The organism is Marinicella meishanensis (assembly GCF_019931145.1).
Taxonomy (GTDB): Bacteria; Pseudomonadota; Gammaproteobacteria; order Xanthomonadales; family Marinicellaceae; genus Marinicella; species Marinicella meishanensis.
The window spans coordinates 1-21431 of record NZ_JAIOUV010000012.1; the positions used below are offsets into that span (position 1 = coordinate 1).

Here is a 21431-nt window from a genome sequence, read left to right on the forward strand (position 1 = left end):
ACGCATACAACGGAGGAATGACACCCAATGAGTCAGAGCGAAAGTTCTGGCGTGAATCTAAAACCGTGGCCAAAATTACTTGACCACTACAATCTGATATTAAATAGGGCTTGATTTCATTAGAATCTTTATTTTTGTTGATTGTGGTTTTTTCCAAAATTTGATAAGTAACCTCGTTATTCCTAGGAATGCTGTTTTCGAAAAATGGATCTGTTGATATTTTCATAAAAAAAGCTTTTCTTAAAAAAAAGCCTGTGATTTCACAGGCTTTTTTTGGATATCCTGGCGCGTCGCGGCCAATGAGATTTTTGTTCTATATAAATCAATCGTTTACAAAAAGTCTCTTTAAAGTAAATGAGATTTAAAGTCACAATCGATGAGATTTATTCATTTTTACAGCACAGTTGTTGAGATTTTATGTCACTAAAATGGGTAAGAAAACCAAAACAATTTGAACGCTCAATCATTGAAGTTACTTTTCCGGTGTTCTTAAGCCATTAAATTTTTTAAAAGCATAAGATTGTCTACCCAAAAAAACGGGTTTGAATAATATAGATAAAAACCCCAGAGTGACTATCTCTGAAAATATCAAACCGTAAATGTTGTATCTTTCAATATTGATAATAAACGTAATACCAACATACAAAAAGAATAAGAATAGAATTGAGCAAAGCACTCTTGTCCTTATTGTTAATTTATCAGTTTCTTTTGCATCACTATTCATAATCTTTCCAGTTTGTTAATTAGGTATACAGACATTTTCTTTGGCAGGAGGACAGTCGCCACTACCTGAGCAAATGTATATCATTAACCCATGTTCATGATCACCTTCAATCGTATGCTCTTCAAGCGTGGCGGCTTCAGCTGTAGGCACAAATACATTAGTATCAAAGATTAAAGTCAAACCAACATCCAATGCGATTCCACCCAGTACATCAGAAATCTCTGCTGTAATCTCTCCAAGTGCTTTACCAGGATTTGCTCTCGAAAGTTTTAACACCGGAAGCGCTCCTGAAATAAAACCTGCAACAAAGCCACTTACAGCTGAGCCAAAATCATCAGTTGCATTATATGTGGCAATTGCTTGCGTCAAACCAATCACTAATCCGCCAACTACCCAATTTGCTATTTCACCATCATCATCACGGAAATTAACAGGGTCGTTAAAAACATATGTGTAAAGGTTTGAATCCTTACCGTTAAATAGAAGGGGATCTTTTGAGAGCCACCTACCTACATAAGGATCATATTCCCTCATACCAAATCGAGTTAAGCCTGTATCAGAATCATACAGACCTCCAGCAAATCCAAATGGTTGAAAACCTGGATTACTGTCGGAAATGATATTGCCCCAAACATCGTATGTGATTTCCTGTGCAACAACCCCTGTATCCACGTCAATTACCATCCTAGGAGATCCAAGGTGATCACTGATAATTCTATAGGTAGAACCATTGTTTATCATATAACTTGGAACATTGGTTTTAGTTGCATAAATAAACCTAGAAACAACAGAGCCAACATTATCTAATTCTGCTACAGGCTTTAACCCATCAAGATATAACCAGCCTTTAATCAGGTTTCCATTTAATGATTTTCCAACTCGTCTTCCCAGACCATCAAGTAAATACTGAACCTCAGTTGAATCAGGTAAAGTAACTGACCTTAACAATCCTTCTTCATCAAATGAATAGGATGTGACATCAGCATTGTCAATTTTAGTTTCCAACTCTCCATTATTGTTATATGTGTAAGTGTATTGTTTATATGTTAATAGCCTATCTTGATCATCATATGTAGCAATCAAAACCCCATCTTCATGCGTCCTGTTTCCATTCGAATCATATTGCCATGACTTGTTAACAGCGCCATTTATCTTCACCTCATTTAGTCTTCCAGATAAATCGTAGTCATAGTCATATGAAGTTATAAGTGAATCAATTGTTTCAACACTAGTATCTACTCTTCCGAGCTTGTCCATTGTGTAATCAATGTTAAAAATTGAAGTAGAATTATATTGGACATCAAACAAATCAAGTTCAGCAAAGTCTGTATAAGTATTGCTAGTTACAACGTTATTGAGTGTTGTTCCATTGACCATGCCACCCTTTTGAGTTTCTCTATTGATTGACATTGAGCCAGCATTAGTTAACAAATTATCATTATCATATTGATATAGAATTTCGTCAGCATCATTAATCATTCTTCCGGTGACTCGGAACAAGTTGTCGTAGGTACGTGACACTTTTCCATTAATTGTTCCTGACCAAGTTGTTGATGTTGGAAGAAAACCATCATACTCGTAAGCAATGTCAACTCCATCTGGTGAGGTTATTGAGCTCAACTTGCCAGAGACAGGGTCATATCCATAAACATAAGTACCAACGGACAGGGTTTTGGTTTCCATTTTTCCTGTGACACTGTTGTATGTGATGTTTACCTCTCTTCCATCAGGCGTCGTGATCTTTGTTAATTGCTGGTCAGTGTTATATTCCTTTCCAGTGGTGGCTGAAATTACACCAGCAACTAGCGGTGCTGAATAATTATTCAGTTGATCCACACCATTGTAACCAAAGTTGTGAGTTGGCCTTCCTGGCGGTGTTAAGCTAGACAGATTCCCATTTGCATCATAAGAAAATATCGCTTCTCTCGAGTCTGGAAAGATTTTTTTGGTGACTCGTCCATTGTTGTCATATTCAAATGTTGAAACATGGCCCAAAGGATTTGTAATGGTGTGTACCTCACCATTCATTGGTCCACTATCGTAGTAAGAAAAAACTGTCTCTCTCAGTTCTTGCCCAGTTCCGGTGTACATCCTCTGAACTCGACCAAATCCATCATATTCAATGTTGTAATCATTAAATCCATTTAAAGCATAGCTAATGACTTTTTTGTTATTGTTAAGCAAAGTTAGATTGGTTCGTAACTCAGGAGTGATGTTTCTAAATCCACCATCACTACCGAAGCTTTGTTTGTATTCAGCTACCCAAGGTTGGTTTTCAACAATGGAAGTTCTCGAGTATTCTGGTACAGGTGTGATTACTGCCGGAGGGTTTCCATCATAGTCATTCGCAAAAACATTCCATGTATGTTTTCTTAATCCTGATGGTGTAATAACTTCAATATCATTATCCCAGTGGTATTGAAAACCAAATCTAGAGCCTTTTGAATCTCCATTTCTGACTATGGTTCCATCTGGATATGTGGTGACGTCCTTAATTGAGTCGTGGATTTTTTCTACATGCGAAATTACTGTGCCATCTGGCTTAGTGTTTTCAAGTAAAACATTTTGGCCTAAGTATGGATATGAATCCTTAAGGAAAACATATTCACGACCTTCACCAGAAGTCATCACTACTTGATTGACACCTTCAGTATCTCCATCCGTAGAGATTAGCCAACCTCCACCAATCGGATTGGCATCAGACTCTAATAGCCCAAATGATGAATAAGTGTAATCAAATCTATTTTCGTTTCTATCGATAAATAGATTTAATTGGTTATTAGTACTGTATCCAAGATCCCAATGATTTTGCTCAGGGTCAGTTACTTTTTGTAGTTGCCCATTGGGGTAATATTCGAGCTCGGTTCTTTTACCATAAGAGGAAACGATTGCGTTTACATTAGTTCCAGAAGTTCTTTCTAATTGAGTAAGCAAGCCATTGGAGTCTCTTATGCTTGTTAGCCTTCCTGAGGCATCATAATTAAATTCTTTGTAAACCCTGCCAGTTGTTGAATCAATTGTTCTTTGGTGAGCACCCTCGTCTGAAAACTCATATATCAACTTGCCATCTAACGACACGACAACCAATGAATCAGGTAAGAGTATTGATCCACCTCCAGCAATATTTTTTTCTTTCTGAGTCAAATATGACTCAATCGGAGCTGGTGGAGTTAATGTTTGTGAACCACCTGCAATCGTATCGATAATATTGTATTTATCAACTTTTCTGATGCGGTCATTTTTTGAGTCTGCAATTAATATCTCATCGAATTGGTTTAATGAAAAGTTTAGTGATGTATTCAGCTGAGCATTGTTTAACAGTCCACCATCTCCTGAAAATCCATGCAAGCTATCAAGTAAAACTTCAAATTGTCCATAAGGGTGAACCCTGACAATTTTGTTTTGATCTCCTTGCCAATCATACATACTGTCTAGAATATAGATCGCACCGTTTGAATCAATGTCAACAGCTCTTGGTGCTGACTCAGGGATATGGCCTCCACCACCGTCCCCTCTGTTTAGTTCCTCATAAAAGCAATCAGTGCTTCCGTTCACAGTATATATCCACCCATCAGGTGTTATTTGTCTAACGCATTCGTGCCCAGTGTCAGCAACAAAAATTGAACCAGCATCAGAGATGACAATCCCACTTGCATTGAACATGGCAGTTTCAGTGGCGAGCACATTTTCGAAAACTGCTTCATCACCTGGGAAAAACTCTGACCCTCCAGCCACCGTTTGAATGTTACCATCTGAGTCTACTTTACGAATGCCCCAACCTACAGAAATGAAGAGTGTTCCATGTTTGTCAAAAGCAATGTATCTTGCTTCAACTTCAGCACTGGTTGCAGGTGTTCCATCAGGACTGCTACCGTATGACCCATTCCCTGCTACTGTTGTGACAATACCATCTCGGTCTATTTTTCTTACCCTTCTATCGTAGACATAATATATGTCTCCATTGGGTGCGATTTTGATGTCCTGGACACCAGTTAAACACACATCCAATGCTGACTCTTGTTCAATCGGTGTTTCATTACAGGATGGGAAAAACTCATGAATTCGTCCAGCGACTCTGACTGCATTTCCATCAACATCAATTTTAACTATGTGTCCTTTGTTCCGATCAGCAAAGTAGATTTCATCATTTGGTGCAACTTCAACTGCCCAGGTTTCGTCAATTTGAGAAATATCTGTTGGTCCTGGATGATTACTAACGTTTGGATTATCTACTTGAGCTCTGAACGCTTGAACTTTTCTCTTAAACCCATCACCCTTCAGAAGAACCCTTTGATACGTGTTGTAAACATGATGATCTTTTATGGCCCAACCACCAAGGTTTAATTGTTCTTCTCTAACAGCTTTTCTGTCCGCAGAATTACCAGCTCTGTTAACGTTGGAGTTTGCAAATGTATTGTACTTCCTATATAACTTAATTTTATTGTATCTCGAAACACGTAATTCAATTTCACTCCTTACTCGTGTATATAATGGATTCAGATTTAATTCCTCATAAACTCCAAAGGAGCGATCAAACTCAGCTTGAGATATACCAGGTGAATAGAGCAATGGAAAATAATAATGCACATTGTAGGATGTGGTTTTTGAATGATAAGACCGGTCGTAATGATCTGTACCATCCCAAACATAGGTATAAGATAAATTTTCACTGGGTTCAAACTCTAACACCTCTCCGTCAATAACCAGTTCTACTCTCAATAATTCTGCCGGAACTGTATCTCCAATTAAAGGAATAACAAACTCGTCAAATCCTGAACTTGGAAAGACAGAATTTGAACTGTAGTACAAACTGTGGTCAGTTCCAACAAGGGGTATTTCCTCTTCTAGTGTTCTGTTTTGAGCATTAATGATACAACCAGTACAGTCTGTATTTAGTTCAAGGTCTTCAGGCTCATCTTCTGGTGAGTCATCTTCAACAATTTCTGGATTATCTTCAGGTTGTGGTTGTTCAGGTGGTTCTTGTAATGATGGTGGTGGGATGTAGGGCCAGTTAATGTCCCAAGGAGTAAAGTGGTTAACTGATGTTCGCCATAATGACTGACCCGCCTCATACATTTGAGCCAATTGAGTTAATTCAGCATTTGTAATACCCAGCTCATCCAACTCAGCTTGTGTGGCATCATTTACAACATCATCATTAGTGACATCAAGCACCGCAGCTCCATTCTCAATTCTGTTGATTGAGATTACCAGTCCAGCTAACTCAGGAATCCAATAGGCGATTTGCCTGTCATAAGAGGCCAGGGGAGCTTTGGTACCTGTAGGAAATCCGATGAAATTTTCTAAATAAAGTTGAATGTTTTGGTCAAAATTTACACGAATGGCTTCTTGATTGATCGCTTCATCAAGTGAAAGCTCAACTGCATAAGTATAACCAGACGCTGGAGGTAAATGACTGGGCATTCTTTGCATTCCATATGAGCCTACAGTGAACTCTGTAGCACGAACGCTAATGTTTGAAATTGATTGAGTTGTGCCATCTTCAAACTCCAAACTTGCTTGTATTCCAGAAGGGAACAACATGGTTGCTTGCCTGCTGCCATCGCTATCAGTTACTTCACTACCTCTTACAACCTGATAGTCATTTGTGGTGTCAGTAAGGTCTAGTCTGGTTACTTGATTATCTAATCTGACTAAGACAATATCTTCAGAATATACGAAATCTTCCCATGGCGTTTGAATGTCTCTTTGAGAGGTAATAAATCCACCTTTAGTGAAGTTCACTGTTAAGGTGCCACCACCATTTACAACCAAATCATATTCACCACTGCCTCTGGAGTAAGTGTAACCATACTCAGGATGATTGTTGATTGACACTTTCACACCTTGCAAGGGATTACCATCAGCATCCAATACTCTACCTTTTACGATTGCGGCTCGATAATCCTGGATGGTATCTACTGTCATTCCTATTTGTACTGGTGGTACTGATTCATAGAGGAAATTGACAGTCTCTATGAAAGGTACAAAAGATGTTTTGCTCAAAGCTGGTGCAATATCATTTGGGTCGGGTGGTAGTTCAATAACCTCAATGGTGAACAACTGTGTATCAGTTCCACCAAAGCCATCATCAACGTTGACCTCGACTGAGAAGTTTCCAGCTGCATTAGGTGTCCATGTAATCAACCCGTTATTATCAATACTCATTCCTGATTCAGGATTAATCAGTTGGAAAGTAATGGGGTCACTATCAGCATCACTGACCACAACCTGATACGAGTAATCCAAGTCCTTCTCTGCACTGCTTATTGGAAATGATTGAATTTGAGGTGCATTATTTACAGTTACGTCAATGTCATAGCTTTGGGAGTCTGTAGAGTTATACTCATCTGTCACAACAACGGTTACTGGATATGTCCCTTCTCCCAGTGATTGCCAGGTCATCAGACCATTTGAGTCAATTGATGCGCCAGCAGGTGAGATTGATAAATCATAATCAAGGCTGTGATTTTCTGGGTCTGTTGCGACAACTTGATAGCTGTAAGCCTGAGACTCTCTGACAGTTGTATCTGGTGATGAAGTAATTGTGGGAGGTTGATTGACTGAGATTGTAACCAAAGCGCTGTCTGGATCTGAGTCCAGACAGCCATCATTAACGATCAGCTGAGCCACATAATCGCCCACCAAATCAGGGGTCAGGCCAGCTTGCATTTGGTCGTCATTATCAATCACCGCTGTACTGCCATTTGGCGCAGTAAGTAATGACCAGGAGTAGGTCAGGGTATCCAGGTCAATATCACTGGAAAGTGAGCCATCTAACTCAATGGCTTGGCCAATGACGCCCGTGGTATCCGGACCAACATCTGCAACTGGTGCTGTATTAGTGAATAAGCCCTCGAATCCATCAAAAAAGATACGATCAAGAACACAACCAAGTGCTCTGTTACTGCGATCAAAAAACTCAACTGCGTGGACTTTAAACAGATTACTTTTAATGATGTGCTTGTTGTCAGAAACCTGAAGTCTGATGGAGTACTTTCCTGGTCTATCAGTGATTATCGTTGCGCTTTCGGAAGTGGGGTTTTGAATCTGGGCAGATGATCCCATTGGTGATTTTTCAAGATCCCAGAACATCAAGATATCATCACCATCTGGATCAAATGCATCTTGTATCTCCAATTCAGCAATTTCGCCAACCAGCACTTTCTGGTCTTCTATTTTGCTTAGTTGAGGTTTGGTTTGCTCGGTATCAATCAACAAAGTATCTGATGATGTCACGTGTAGCCCATCAGAAACCAAAAGCTCAATTGTGTAAGTGCCGGCTTTATCAAGAGATAGAAAAGTTGTGACATTATCATCATCCTGAACCTTGGCTAAACTCCCTTCAGGCCTCTCAATAATGATCCATTGATAGGAGAGTGGGTCACCATCTTTATCTGTCGAATTTGAGGCATTTAATTTTACTGTTTCATTGATGTTAGCAAACTGGTCAAAATGAGCATCAGCTTTTGGTGGGAACTGATTTTTGTCCAGTGCATCAGCACCTAATGATTGGAAAAGTAAAAATACACAGATGAAGGCAAGCGACTTTAAGTCCATTTAAATACTCCTTGAGAGGTTACTACTGGCCTGATTATATGAGTTTGTACTCTGATTGCCAATTTTTCTGGTAGTTTGTAGAGACATCATGCAAAAAAAACAGTAATTACCGGATTTAATGGCTCTTAGGTTTGTGAATTGTCATTGAAATGATGCCATCCTTGATTGTATAAACAGTGTTATCTTGGTCTCCTTTAATTTTTACATAGTTGTTATCTTTGATACTGAAAAGTAGCTCGAGCTCTTTGCTGAGATTTTTTTCATCTAAAATGTTTGAAGGTAAATCAGTTGAATCGATAACATACCTAAGCTCCTTTCCTCCTCCCATATTTAATTCATTCAATAAGTATTTGCCAACAAATGAGCCTGAAAGGTTTCTCATAGAAAAAACCAACATGGTTACCATGACAACCATTAAAAAAACTTTAAACCGAAATTGTGACTCTTTAACAATTGACAGGAAATGCAAGATAAGTAGATAGATAAGTATAGGCACTAAAAATATGTCTGGGTTGGGAGTGAGCTTCATCAGTATCAGACCTGAAACTCCAACTAAGAAAAAAAACCAGAAAAATGCAAAAATCATAACTCCAAACATATTTTTAAAATAAGTTTTAGGTGATATGTTGCTTATGCGATGACACTTTTTATATGTTAGAAAGTTTAAAGTTAAGCTGGCAGTAATGAACAATGAAGAAATGACAATGTAATAAATGTTGCTATCTACAATCAGAATAAGTGTTGTAACTGGTAAGACTGCTATGAGGCCAAGGTATTTGTAGATCCGTTTAAGAATTGACTCATCATCACTGATGCCGATGGCTTTTCTGAATTCCTGGTCAAATCTTTTGGGTATGAAAAAAGCAGGCAATGTGATGTAAAGATACAGGGATCCATTTAGTAATAATGAATAGAAGGTGGTTATTAAAAACAATGCGTACAGATTAATATCTAGTGGAAATGGAATTCCATATTCAGACAAGTAGTTATTGACTGTGTTGAAGCCGATCACCATAGCAAATATGGTGATCGGGAGGATGTAATCTTTGATGTTCTTGGTCAGTTCGAAAAACTTATTAACAGACAGTTCAATTGGGGTTTTAGTATTATCCATGGTTCACTCTCTTAAAACTAAATTCATTATTGTACACAAGGTTTTTCACATCTGTTATTGAGTAAAACTTAGTTTTAATGCGTTCATTACCTAGAATCTTTGCGGCCTTTATTTTGCCAAGCCGTTCTTGATTGGGAAGAAAAGTTCGGTTGGTATTTGTTAATTTGCCGCCTTCCTCTGAAGTAATGAACTCACTTTTGAATTTCTTAATTCTGTTGAGGTCGTCTTTACTGATAAACTTCATGAAACCAACATCAATCAAACGAACGTAATCAGTATTGATCCAACGCTTATAGAATGCTTGTATTGATTCACCAGTTACTTTACTGGCTTGTGAAATTTCAACCGTTTCTTTTGAATTCAATACCTCAAGGATGTGGTTTAGAGATTTTTTAGTTATTCTTAGCTCTCTTTTAGTATTTTTAAGTTCTTTTAGGGTGCCAGTTGATAACAGCCCCAGTACTTTGCTGTTTGAGATATTGAGTTTTTCACTTACTTGTATGATTGAAACTGAGTCAGTGCATTCAACCTTCTCTCGATCACCTGTTTTTCTACCAGTACGGGTTTCATAATCAGAAAGGTTGGCCAGATCTTTGAAGTTAATCTGTCTTATATCCTTTCTATTAAATACATAAGTTAGACCGCCATCAATATCTGGCCCCGAAATTGGCCGAATCCCAAGTGACATTATTTTTTCTGAAATATTTGTGTGGTTTAGGCCATGCTGTTTGGCAAGCACGCCAGCAAATACATAGCTTTTATTGAATGCTTTGGCCACTTTTTCATCAATGAAAATTGTGTTGCCTTTTGTCTTTTTGGGGTCAACTTTTTTTATGACTCCTGCATGTATGGCAAATCTAATATTTTCATAATGAACTTGGCATAAATCAGCCACATCATTAATTCGTAAAAATTTACTATTAACTTTTATTAGAACTTTTTCAACATATGCACTAAGAATACCTTCTCTGTTATTCATAGCCTGAAAGTTGATTTTCTTATTTGCTATCTGTTTTATCGTTTCAATAAAGTTACCTCTAACATTATGTTTGTGAGATATCTTTTCTAATTTGATTTTGTTTTTCAGAGTACCGTTACCTTTTGATAAATACTTGAGTAACCGATTTACAGAATTTGCTTGTATTTGCCACGGCTGATTGTTTATCCTTTCATCAGCTTTAATCACTTGATGATCAATTAATTGTTTAACAAGAATGTATGAAATACCGAGCACCGATGAGGTTTCTATCATTCCAAGCGGTCTTGAAAAGTCAAAGCTATCTTTTGTGTTAATGTGACTATTTGCACTCTTTATAACTTTGAGGGATGTGTCATTCAAAACTCTAACTTTTGAATTGAGTAGTGAGGTTAAGCTCAGTCTTGGATGAACACCATTTGACCTCATGGCTTTATGAACGGCATGTTTCAATTTTGATTCAAATTTCTTTGGAAACTTAGTCGCTAAATATGCCTGGAATGACAAATCATATTCACTCAGTGTGATTCCGTTGAAATGATAAAATTCACTGAGAGCATCAATAAGAGTTGTGAAAAGCTGAAGTTTCTCAGAGTCATAGTTACTGAATAAATCTTCAATAAAGAAAGCATAACTATCAGGTACTTTTGGGGAGTCGGTGACATTAAATTCTTCACCACAATTGCATTTATTTAAGTTGTTTCTTTTCCAATTGATCTTGCTACCACAGGCTTGGCAATAGTCAATCAGTGGTACTTTATGTTTGTAACAAATATGAATAGATCGATGGTCCCAAATTGATTGAGCATAACCATCTTCTTTAAGGCAATGCGGACAAATCGAGGTTGTAGTTACTCTCAAGTCATTTTTAAGAACCCGCAATCCTTTAAAGTTAACATAAACTTTTTTGTTTTTAACTGGTTCCGATAAGTAAAAGCCTTTTTGTTCTACCTTATTTATACCGATGGTTTGTAGTACATGCGACCAGTGTTCATAACTTGTCACAATTTTGTCCAGACTGGTCTTCCAGTCGTAGATATGACTACCGGCTAAAAACTGAGCAATTCCTTGCCACCCATTTGTTTCTGATGCCCGTAGTAGATAGCCTATAGGAGATTCATCCTGTTGGATTATTGGTTTAATAATTAAATTACGCATACATACCCCCTGAGATTTTGTTTATGCTTTTTACTAAATCAGAATGATTTAAACGGAAAGGGTTAGTGGATAAACTGTCACTATTAGGGAGCGCTAAAGTATCGAAAGCTTTTGTAATGTGATTATATTTAACCTCGTTCATACCGTCTTCAAAAGCTATTAATGTGGCTTCTTTGAAAATCCTCACAATGCTACTTGGGTTTCCACTTGTAGCCACATACAAAGGTGCACACTTTGAATATGAATTGAAATTTGGAAACCCATTCAAGCCAATTTTTTTAATAAAAAGTGTCCTTAATGTTGAAGAAAACTTTGTTAACTCGCCTCGTTTTTGAGGTGTGCCCAGGTTTAATGAGGTCAACTGAGTTCGATATTGAAAACGCCTTGATAGCTGCGTTTCTTCATTGATTATGGTTTCACATTCTGGTGTTCCGACCAAAACAATAGGAACTTTAAACTCATTAATGATTGATTTAACCCAATCTCTAACGTCATTACTTTTTCCAAAGTCTTTAGCCAATAAGTGCTGGAATTCATCCAAAATAATTACTTTGGTTTTAAACTCTTTAAGTAAAACGCCCAGTCTATAAGTCAAATCAAGGGCACTGCCTTTGCCAGGTGAAGGGGCCCCCAGAGATTTAAGCATTGAAGAAGCTATTCCCTTGATGGTAACTGGGTTAGGTACAAGAGAATAAAATGCATTAACTACTGGCACCTCTTTGTTGTCACGAATAATGAATTCTTGTGATTCAGATTCGAGTATCGATAAAATTGCATTGCAAACAGTTGTTTTGCCGGTTCCCGCTGGGCCTGTAAGCAAAAAATTAACAGGTTCTAGGGCAGATTCAGATATAAGTAAACACCTTTGAATCATGTCTATAGCCAATTTGATTTTTTGATGTGGAATGTATGTATGATCAATGGCATTTATCTTTTGGTAAATTTCAGGATTTAACATTTCAGAACTCCACTGCTTCATATTGTTCATCATCGTCATCATCGTCAGTATTCGGCTCAATGAACGACTCGTCATGAGTTTTAAATTCCGTTATAAATAACTCTGGAGATATTGAATTATCCTCATGCTCTTTGATAATAGAGTTATCTTGTTCTTGATTTTTGGCTGACTCCTTTAATCGAGCAATTTGCTTAGCTGCATACTTGTCACCCATGACAATTAAGTCTTGTCTGAATTTCCAACGTGCGATAGCAAGAGCATATTGATCCAGTTTTGCAAGGTCTTTTTTACCTCGTGATTTAAGTTTCTCCTGTATTTTGTTGTGTTCAAATAGGCTTAGATTTCTTGTGTATTTAGGAGTGGTTGAATCAGCTTGAATAAAAACACCGTCATCATCAGGATCACGGATAAAAACTCGATCCAGGTTCAATGTATCTACATAAACATGAACCATGGGGTTCTTATTCTTGTTACGAAACTTGTGCTCAATGGTTTTTAGAGCGTGAGAAAACCATGAAAGATTAAAAGCTTTGATTCGTCCCCCGTTTATCGTTCTTGTGTAAACATTTCTTGCTATTTGATCAATATCTTTATAATCATATTGAACAATGGGCGTTTTTTTCTTGCTCTCATCCCATAGAGCTTCAGGAGTACGGCCATGACCACGGTGAAGGGTTTTATGATAGTAAATGTCTAACCATTCTTTAAATTTGTTTTTAAGCTCATCTAGGGTAAAACAAGCATATTTTTCTGATTTGTAATCACCCCTCTTGGTCGGACTTTCAAAAGTTGTACCTCTTAAAGTGTGTAAAAATTGACAATTAACTCTACCAAAGAATCGTTCAACATTGGGTTTGGAATCAGGATCTCTGGGGGAACCAAACTCAATCATAATTCCTAGATGATTACAGAAGTTTTTTAGAGATTTACTGGTGTAATCTGAACCATTGTCAACACATAGCTTTTCAAACAAGCCCCCAAATGTAGAGTAGCTGCTACTCACCGCCAGTTTCATTGCTTGAAGAATTGTGGCCGCAGAAAATGGATCCATGGTTATTACTGCAGAAATCACACATCTAGAGTAGTGATCAATCAGGATTGTTGCATATGGCCTTCCGACCACTTCGCCAGTATCAGGGTCAACAACCAATACATCCAGCAAGCTACCATCGGCTTGCACGCTTTCCAGTATCCGTTCGGTGTAGATACTCCTGCCAGCAGCTTTAAAGGCTTTTTTGGCAGCATACTTACCGCGTCTTGTTTTGGTTCTTATGTAAGGATCAATTTTGGCAATTCTTCGTTCAATTGTGCTTAGAGATGGAATGCTTAACCCTGAAGGAATTGAATTAGAATCACCATATTCAGATAAGATTTGAGAAACGATATTTTCATGAACATGTTTCATGGTGACTTGTTGATCGGTTAGATAATCTTCCTTAATCCTTTGATTAACAATTTGCTCAATTTCAGGGTCAAACTTCAAAGGCATTATTCCCCGGCGTGAGAAGTTAGGGGCCAGGGAAACCGGGTCATATTTCGACTCCACATAGCTTTTTGCCCAACGTGCAAAAGTCGAAAATGCTGGTGGGTTCTTATCATTAATTGTGTTTGAGTATACAGCCAGAATAGGTTCGACTATGGTTGCAGAACGGCAAGAATCAGTTTCATTGAACACGTATCTGATGTACCTTAAACGTCTGTTCATTTCTTTGATTTGATTTTCTGTTAGATTTGATGGGTTGGGTTTTTCAGTTTTTTGTTGTTTGATTATTTTTATTTGGCCATCTCGCTGAAGGGATAAAAACTTGTCTTTGGACAATGTGAAAACATTACCCCCAGCAATTCTTGCGGCTCTTAATTCATTTGGACCAATGAATACAAGTTCATGTTCATATCCATGGACTGCAAAATGATCTCCAACGCTCATCTCAAAAATAGATTTCATGCTTCATCTCCTATTGTCCAGACAAGTGATTTTTCATTTAAGGGTAGTTGGGTTTCAAACTGAACATGACCTTGAAAAATTGCCCAATCTGCAATTAAAGGATTAAGTCCATGTTCCATGCAGTCATTACGAAATTCATGAAGTGAGCAACCAGTGCCCTTTGTATCTATAATCGATAATGCTTCATTGATTTGTAGTTGATGGAACTTCAGGCGCGCACTGCGATATAGGTACTTTCTATTTTGGCAGTCGGGAAAAAGATTCAGTACTTTCTCAGTGACCACTTCAAACCTAAAGCCTGCCGTAGCAAATATTGAAGTGATTTTGGTAAGACGGTCATTAAGTTTTCTGGACTCAAGTGAGCCTGAGAACTTAACTTCTCTAAAAGTGTATTCTCCATTTTCATCAGCCATCACCACATCCGGTGTATAGCTTTGTTTGCGGTTTAATCGAAGAGTCAATGGTTGTGTACGGTAACTCAGGGTAGTCTTCTCAAACTCGATTGCAAGGCAGTGCTCCGCCTCAAGCTTGCTCTCACATGGCATCAAAGATTGGTTCTTTACACTGGGGAACAAAACTGTGTTTTTATTGGGGAGTCCTTTCCAGATTTTACGATTTCCATATTGCATCCCTTCGATTGGATCCTGACTGAATATAGTGGCTAGCTTTTGATGGACATCCTGGATATCAATGATTTCGATTGGGTTCATGATACATACCCTCCTGGGGCATTGAACCCAGTTAATTTTGAAGCTACATGAGGCTTACTTGTGGATTTTATTTCAGTGGTAAATTCAACCAGGTGTTTACCTATTTGCTTGATTTTATATTTCATATTTTTTCTCTAAAATTAGAGAGGTCACCAACCATTCCTCTCAAGCTCCAGGCAAAAGGGTATCGTTAGCCCATTATTAAAATAGACTGTTTTACTTGCACAATACGGTTAGATGAAATAGAATCAGGTCAAAGCTTGAAAACTTGAGCCGATTACTAAAAAACCTGATGGTTGCAGCCATCGGGTTTTTTTATTTCTCCTTCTGCAAATTCTTAACTCATTTATTCTTCTCCAAAGAATCAAATCTATTGTTTGTAATCCACTCAGCCACGTCAGAAGAAACAGCATATTTCCCCTTTCTGTTTTTGAATGTCATTATGGGAAGTTCGATGGTTCCACGTTCTATTGCTTTCCTGAATGCAGCAATTGATTTAAAACCAAGCGCTTTCGATAAAGGCTCCCCTGAGATGAGAATGCCATATTCAGCGATTAATTTTTGCTCGATATGTTTCTTGTATTCGCTCTTAGTCACATTCAGTCTTCAATTTCGTAGCCTGTGATCCTAGGCTTAAACCACTCATTTGTGAAGATGTATTTTTAGTACAATAAATCAATATAATAATATTTTGTTATTGATATTAAAGGAAAATCTATATATTTTATTTTTATGGATATTATCAAATTAAGAACCAAGCTATGGATTTACATGGTCATGCGTATTGGCTACTGTGAAAATGGTCACCAAATAATGGCCCGCATAAATTATGGCACCGACTTCCATCCTTTCCTCAAGTCGATAACGGGCAAAAGAATTGCTTATAACAAAAAAAGAAAATCTGAATTATTTTCCGCATGTAACAAGTACCAAAAATATGTCAATGACGACAATCCACCATGCCCAAACGATGAAACCCTTAGAGTCACGAATATATTCTTTAAGGATTCAATAAAATATTTTGAAATGCCACTTTGGGATGCCCTCACTGCCAACATTAATAATATTTCCGACATACATAAAATTGGAATAAACATGGATAGCTTTACTGTCTTTTCAGAACTATTCCAAAAGAGCGACCAACCCAATTCCAATGATGAAATCAGCTTGCAAGATCAAGTCAACAAATTCACTTTTAACTTTTACGGCCTTTATAACGAGCTCACAGCATTCGTATTGTTGCTACTCAAAGCAGAATTAGATCACGATGTAATTGCCCGAGATATTTTGCTGGTTGAATTACATAAGCATCTAACTATTTATTTTGCTTTGAATGAAATCTCCGACGAACTTATTTATCTTTTTCTGATAATAAAAAAAAGGTTTACTAACAAATGGAACAGAGGGGCTCAAAGCAATATTGTTGTGCTAAAGATTCCAGAAGAAGTCAAAAGGACTTTTCGAGAAAACAAACGTGTGCTGAGGTTTTTAATTGATTCATATCCAGAAAACCAAATAAGACCTCATACTGAAAGGAGTAAATATTTTGTTATAAACTCCTACATGCAAAAAAATTATGAAAACCTATCTCACCACGCGAAGCTATTTTATAAAGATAAGTTTGTACTGAAGAGTATTATGCATGGATCAGGCTAGTGGTGGTTTAGCAAAACAGACTGGGAAAATATAAGTCCAAAATCTTTTTTATTTAGGAAATAAACATGATTAATAATGAAGATACACACAATCGAATTTACAAAATCATTGGAGTCAGCTTTCTAGTTGTTTTATCCATATATCTATTTCTTGGGATGTTTATAGATGATATCTTGCCTAATCAGATCTTTAGAAAATTCACATATATATGGCTTTGGTGGGTATTAATAGCCTGTTCAATAGCATTCGTGCTTGAATTTTATTATGAGAACAAAAAGCATACGATCAAAAAAATCAAGTCAACTTCATTCAAAATTGTTTCAGCCATTACGGCAATGCCTATATTGGTCTTCACAAATATAAATATTGATCAATTTATTAATAATTATACAGAACTTGATCCTAGCTTATTACCTAATGCCGCCTTGGCTCTAAAAATGATCTTTGTGCCCTTATCCTGGCTAGTAATTTTGACTGTTATCCTGTTCGTTATGATGATCAAAGAGAATAAAAAATTGGATAAATCTGAAAACGAGCCAACATTAATTGAAGTCTTTTTTTCTGAGAAAAAAAACACAGCTGAAAAGAAACATGAGGCTTTCATCCATCTTAAAAATTTTTTAAGAGTAATAGGGATAGCTGGAACCATATATTTTTCTGTTTCAATAGTTGAAAGTGTGCAGAAAAAAAACGGTTTGTTGAATATGTTTGCAAAAGCTCTGGTATTGAATACTGAATATTTTAAATCCTCAAGCTGCATAGACTTGGAAGACTATGAATTAGCCGCCGATATTGGTCGTGGATTTATCTCCGTTTATCATTTAAAAACTGGGGAATTCGATGTAACTAAGTGTACTTATCCAGTTGATATTTCAAGCTAACAAACGACTGATTAGCTTTTACCAAACCTTCCCTATTGGTATTAATTACTTTCAAAGTGTGCTTTAGTCTCTAAAATCTTTTTTCTGATTAAAAATGGGTCATCCAGGAAAATCATTGATACTCTTGTGGTTCCTGTACCTGAATTACTGATTCTTCCATAATTAAATATTCGACCTAATATTGATTGATCAACAACGAGCCCCTCACCTTGAGAAATTGGAATCTCGACCGTTTTACGAGAAATCAGCCCTGATTTGCCTAGCACTCTCTCATTTGTAATAACGAGCTCCGATGATAAAAAATATATGAAAGAATAAATCACATATCCAACCCATGGTGCCATCCAAATGTAAAGAACTTTAGCTGTCCCCCCAATAGATTCAATAAAGGTTATCTGGAGAATTGTGATCACAACATATGCAATCATTGGCTTATTAGAAATGCTTGCAACAAAATTTACTTCTTCATTTGCTTGAAATTGTTTTTTTAGAAATGGACTAACTTCTTGCATAGTTTCCCTCATCGTAAATGTCTCTAATTTCGAGACATTCTATCTTGTCTCTATTATAGAGGCAATGTTGAAGTCTATTTACACAAAAGAAAGTGATACTTTGCGAGCTTGGCTGAAAACTAAGCGAAAAGAAAAAGGTTTGTCGCAAAGAAAGCTGGCCAACCAGTTAGACATTCATCATTCGATTATTGGCAAAATTGAAACAGGCGAGAGACAAGTTAATGTTGTTGAACTGATCATTTACTGTAAAGAGCTTGACGCTGACCCAATTGAAATAATAAAACAGCTCAAATCTTAACTAAGACGTGAGGAAAAAGGAAATATTCTATAATCCGAGAAGCTCTGATTTAAGTACTGGTAAATTCAAGATTATTGCTAAAAATAACTTAGCTATGAAAGCCTTATCTGAATTAACATGATCTTCTATTAAAAATTTTGACTGATTTTCCATATTTTTTTGACAAAAGTCATAAAAGTTTATCTATGGTGAGGCCAAATCCCCCATCATCAGTATGTAATAGTAGGTTGAATAATACTCTGCTAACTTGTGACTGCTGTAGACTGTACACCCTTCTATATGCTGTAACTTCCCAGTCATTAGCCTCTGCTCTTTCAATTTGACGTTCAATGCTTCCTACTACAGTATTTGCTGCTTGTTTTTTAGGCACATGAGACCTCATATAATATGCAGCAGCGTCCCTGCCTGCTCTCCAAATAAAATTATAAACCTGAGAAACTGAATATCTTTCTAAAGCTTTATTAATAGCAAGAATGGTTTTTTCTCCTGGGTTGAAGTTCAATTGATGTTTTGAAAGAACAAAATTCAAATACCCAATACATTCTTGCAAACTGACTTCTTTACAGAGTTCAACAACCTCCTCGTATGCATCGTCAATGAAGCTCATTGATGTAATGGAGTTGTCTAGTTCGCTGATGAACTGATTCATGTTTTTGTATGCATTGCTTAATGGCAAAAACCATTTAACTCTGTCAATGTAGTATTGAAAACCGCCATTTTCTAGAAGGGTAATGTGCTCTAATTCAGAGTCAGGGTCGATTAAGATAGTGTCTTGATCGTGCAGTTCCTTTAAAACTTTTATACTGTAATCCTTATCTGGTGAAAATAATTCAGATGTGTTCAACCTAAATTCATTTAAGCCAGTCAGGTTCTCATTGGCAGAATGTCGAATCAAGGCATACAAAAAAACAGCCTGTTTTACTGTTAAAGCACCTACTGATAATTCATAATCGTTGTTATCAATAATTGCTTGAATGGCAGCTTTTTTTCTTAAGCTTTCTGATTGTTGAGCTTCATTGATACAATCTTCACAGGTAATGTTGCCATTGTATTTTTGTTGATTAATGTAATCAGATCGGTTTGCGTAAACGTATGCTTCACCACAACAGTCACAAAAAACAGAAGTTGAAAATGCACAACAATTTGACTTTACTATTTTCAATAGCTCTGCACTGGATATTCCAAAATTTTCAGAAATTTGTTTAACTGAAAGCTTAAACTCCCCCTCATCGTCAAAGCCCCAATAGAGTTGGCAAAGCTCTGCATTTGGTGACTCCAAATCAAATATATCAAGTTCTAATGACATTTCATTCTTATCTTTTAAAACGGGGTGTCCACGATTCTTCCAGTTCTTTATCTTCTTCCAACTCATCCAAGTCTGGCAATTCTGAACCAGTTAGTACCGTGAGTGTCTTCCCGTATGAACCTAAACCAATCACTTCTTCATATAACTCACCTTCAGTCGAACCTCCAAACCATGTGTTAAAGCCAATTGTTCCGCTAATCTGAGCAGAACTTTTAATATTCTGGCTATCTTTGTTAAACTCATAGGTATGAGTTTCTCGTGGTAAAAGAGATTGTTTCTTGATCCACGTAAGTTCAGGGTATTCAGTTAACTCATCCGACATAAAACAATAGCTAACTCTGTCACCTGTCGAAACCACAATTGCAGCAGGGTCAGGCGTTCTTTGTGCATACCTTATTGCAGTTGCAGTAATGGATGTATTACAAATTTCAGAAAGTTGAACAATTGCATCTAGGCCAGAAGGTAGTTTTTCAAGCTCTCTGTCAAACAAGAATGAGGGCATTAATAAACCTGTAGCAAAATTGTCAGCTTCAATTTCGTGTTTATCACTTGATACAAATCCAGACTTTGAAGTATGCATATCACTTGTAGAAAAAACTATTTCTGGATGGCCAGGTAAGAAATAGTGGCCTAACTCATGACAAATACTGAATCGTTGAAAGCCATCGTTTTCGATATGGGTAGCATATAAAATGCCATAGTTATCTTTTACTTTCACAATCATCCCAGATACACCGCCCTGTTTTGAGGGCATATCTTGTACATCAATTTCATACATGCTGGCGATTAAAAAAGGATCAACTGGAAGTTGATCAATACCAATTTCTTTTAATAAATTTTCAGCTTGTCTAGTTGCACTTGGTTCCATGTGTTATTTGGATATTTATTTCTTTTTAGAAAGCATGGCAATAAAGTCCATTGCCATTTCACGTTGATCTGATGATAGCTTTTCATATCCATGACGAAAAGCCACATCAGATTCAGCAAACCCCTCTGGATCATCTGTACGTCCAAGCAAATAATCAGCTGTAACGTTCAAAGCATCTGACAAGATTCTTAAATTATTGAAAGATGGTTTTCTTTGACCAGTCTCAAAATGTGAAATTGCCGCTGGCTTTAATCCAGACCTTTCTGCAAGTTCACTTTGACTAAAACCTCTTTTATTTCTTGCCAAAACCAATCTTTTTTTAAAAATATCATTTTTATCCATTGACAACTCTATACGATATAGTATTATTGTGCATGACGAAACGTATTTGGCCGAAAGGCTTTTTTTTGAAACCAGGCCTATACGACTTCGTAGGATTATACATTACGTGTAATAAAAATCAACCATTAACTTTGAAGGTATAAAACGATGATAGACAGAGCAGTATATAAAACAAAAAAAGACAATGACGGCGATATCCTTGCCTTGTGCAACTCAGGTCAGTATTGGTCTCCCAGATCAAAAGCTGATGCAATCAGAGATATCGAGTCAGGCACTACTCGCTATTACGTGCCATGGAGCGATGGTACTAAAACTTTTATCAAGGTGGTGCCCGGTGCAAGTGGCAAATACTTGAGAACAGATAAAGACCAAACATCAAGAAACAACCTGGATGATTTACCAGATTGTTAATTAACAGGAGAA

General features: G+C 37.0%; 16 protein-coding genes. 4 read left to right on the forward strand and 12 right to left on the reverse strand.

Annotated features, from left to right (window positions below; all coding sequences use genetic code 11):
* From K7G70_RS17360 to K7G70_RS17395, 8 genes are all read right to left on the reverse strand, one after another.
* The coding region (locus K7G70_RS17360) for a hypothetical protein (RefSeq protein ID WP_223789927.1) at positions 1-226 on the reverse strand (226 nt) is incomplete at its 3' end.
* A gap of 513 nt (positions 227-739) precedes the next feature.
* Positions 740-8284 carry a PKD domain-containing protein gene (locus tag K7G70_RS17365; RefSeq protein WP_223789928.1) on the reverse strand — a complete coding sequence of 2515 codons (7545 nt, stop codon included), beginning with the start codon at positions 8282-8284 and terminating at the stop codon, positions 740-742.
* A gap of 115 nt (positions 8285-8399) precedes the next feature.
* On the reverse strand, positions 8400-9398 hold the full coding sequence (locus tag K7G70_RS17370; RefSeq protein ID WP_223789929.1) for a hypothetical protein: 999 nt from the start codon (positions 9396-9398) through the stop codon (positions 8400-8402).
* On the reverse strand, positions 9391-11532 hold the full coding sequence (locus tag K7G70_RS17375; RefSeq protein ID WP_223789930.1) for a TniQ family protein: 2142 nt from the start codon (positions 11530-11532) through the stop codon (positions 9391-9393). Before K7G70_RS17375 ends, K7G70_RS17370 begins: the two co-directional genes overlap by 8 nt.
* Positions 11525-12490, reverse strand: a complete 966-nt coding sequence (locus K7G70_RS17380; RefSeq protein WP_223789931.1) for a TniB family NTP-binding protein — start codon at positions 12488-12490, stop codon at positions 11525-11527. Before K7G70_RS17380 ends, K7G70_RS17375 begins: the two co-directional genes overlap by 8 nt.
* Position 12491: 1 nt before the next feature.
* Positions 12492-14435, reverse strand: coding sequence for a DDE-type integrase/transposase/recombinase (locus K7G70_RS17385; RefSeq protein ID WP_223789932.1), 1944 nt, complete (start codon positions 14433-14435; stop codon positions 12492-12494).
* Positions 14432-15145: a Tn7 transposase TnsA N-terminal domain-containing protein gene (locus tag K7G70_RS17390; protein WP_223789933.1), complete on the reverse strand. Its 714-nt coding sequence runs from the start codon at positions 15143-15145 to the stop codon at positions 14432-14434. Before K7G70_RS17390 ends, K7G70_RS17385 begins: the two co-directional genes overlap by 4 nt.
* 342 nt (positions 15146-15487) lie before the next feature.
* Complete coding sequence (locus K7G70_RS17395) at positions 15488-15742, reverse strand: hypothetical protein (protein WP_223789934.1); 255 nt, start codon at positions 15740-15742, stop codon at positions 15488-15490.
* 135 nt (positions 15743-15877) lie between these two features.
* Here K7G70_RS17395 and K7G70_RS17400 point away from each other — a divergent pair, with 135 nt between their 5' ends.
* Both K7G70_RS17400 and K7G70_RS17405 read left to right on the forward strand, forming a co-directional pair.
* Positions 15878-16801, forward strand: coding sequence for a hypothetical protein (locus K7G70_RS17400; RefSeq protein ID WP_223789935.1), 924 nt, complete (start codon positions 15878-15880; stop codon positions 16799-16801).
* A gap of 65 nt (positions 16802-16866) precedes the next feature.
* Positions 16867-17682, forward strand: a complete 816-nt coding sequence (locus K7G70_RS17405; protein WP_223789936.1) for a hypothetical protein — start codon at positions 16867-16869, stop codon at positions 17680-17682.
* A gap of 41 nt (positions 17683-17723) precedes the next feature.
* On the opposite strand, the gene K7G70_RS17410 is transcribed toward K7G70_RS17405, so the two are convergent.
* The gene (locus tag K7G70_RS17410; RefSeq protein ID WP_223789937.1) at positions 17724-18194 is read right to left on the reverse strand and encodes a PH domain-containing protein; all 471 of its coding nucleotides are present in this window, start codon (positions 18192-18194) and stop codon (positions 17724-17726) included.
* Between the two features lie 64 nt (positions 18195-18258).
* On the opposite strand from K7G70_RS17410, the gene K7G70_RS17415 reads away from it, so the two are divergent.
* On the forward strand, positions 18259-18492 hold the full coding sequence (locus tag K7G70_RS17415) for a helix-turn-helix domain-containing protein (RefSeq protein WP_223789938.1): 234 nt from the start codon (positions 18259-18261) through the stop codon (positions 18490-18492).
* A 169-nt stretch (positions 18493-18661) separates the two neighbouring features.
* Here the strand turns inward: K7G70_RS17415 and K7G70_RS17420 are convergent, their stop codons facing one another.
* Genes K7G70_RS17420 through K7G70_RS17430 form a run of 3 tightly spaced genes read right to left on the reverse strand, consistent with a single transcriptional unit; the run spans position 18662 to position 21008 of the window.
* Complete coding sequence (locus K7G70_RS17420; protein ID WP_223789939.1) at positions 18662-19798, reverse strand: hypothetical protein; 1137 nt, start codon at positions 19796-19798, stop codon at positions 18662-18664.
* 7 nt (positions 19799-19805) lie between these two features.
* Positions 19806-20666 carry an ImmA/IrrE family metallo-endopeptidase gene (locus K7G70_RS17425; protein WP_223789940.1) on the reverse strand — a complete coding sequence of 287 codons (861 nt, stop codon included), beginning with the start codon at positions 20664-20666 and terminating at the stop codon, positions 19806-19808.
* Positions 20667-20681: 15 nt separating this feature from the next.
* A complete protein-coding gene (locus K7G70_RS17430; protein ID WP_223789941.1) occupies positions 20682-21008 on the reverse strand; it encodes a helix-turn-helix domain-containing protein in 327 nt (108 codons plus the stop codon).
* A 147-nt stretch (positions 21009-21155) separates the two neighbouring features.
* Here K7G70_RS17430 and K7G70_RS17435 point away from each other — a divergent pair, with 147 nt between their 5' ends.
* Positions 21156-21419 (forward strand): DUF3892 domain-containing protein, encoded by a 264-nt coding sequence (locus K7G70_RS17435; protein WP_223789942.1) that lies wholly within the window; start codon positions 21156-21158, stop codon positions 21417-21419.
* Positions 21420-21431: the final 12 nt, after the last annotated feature.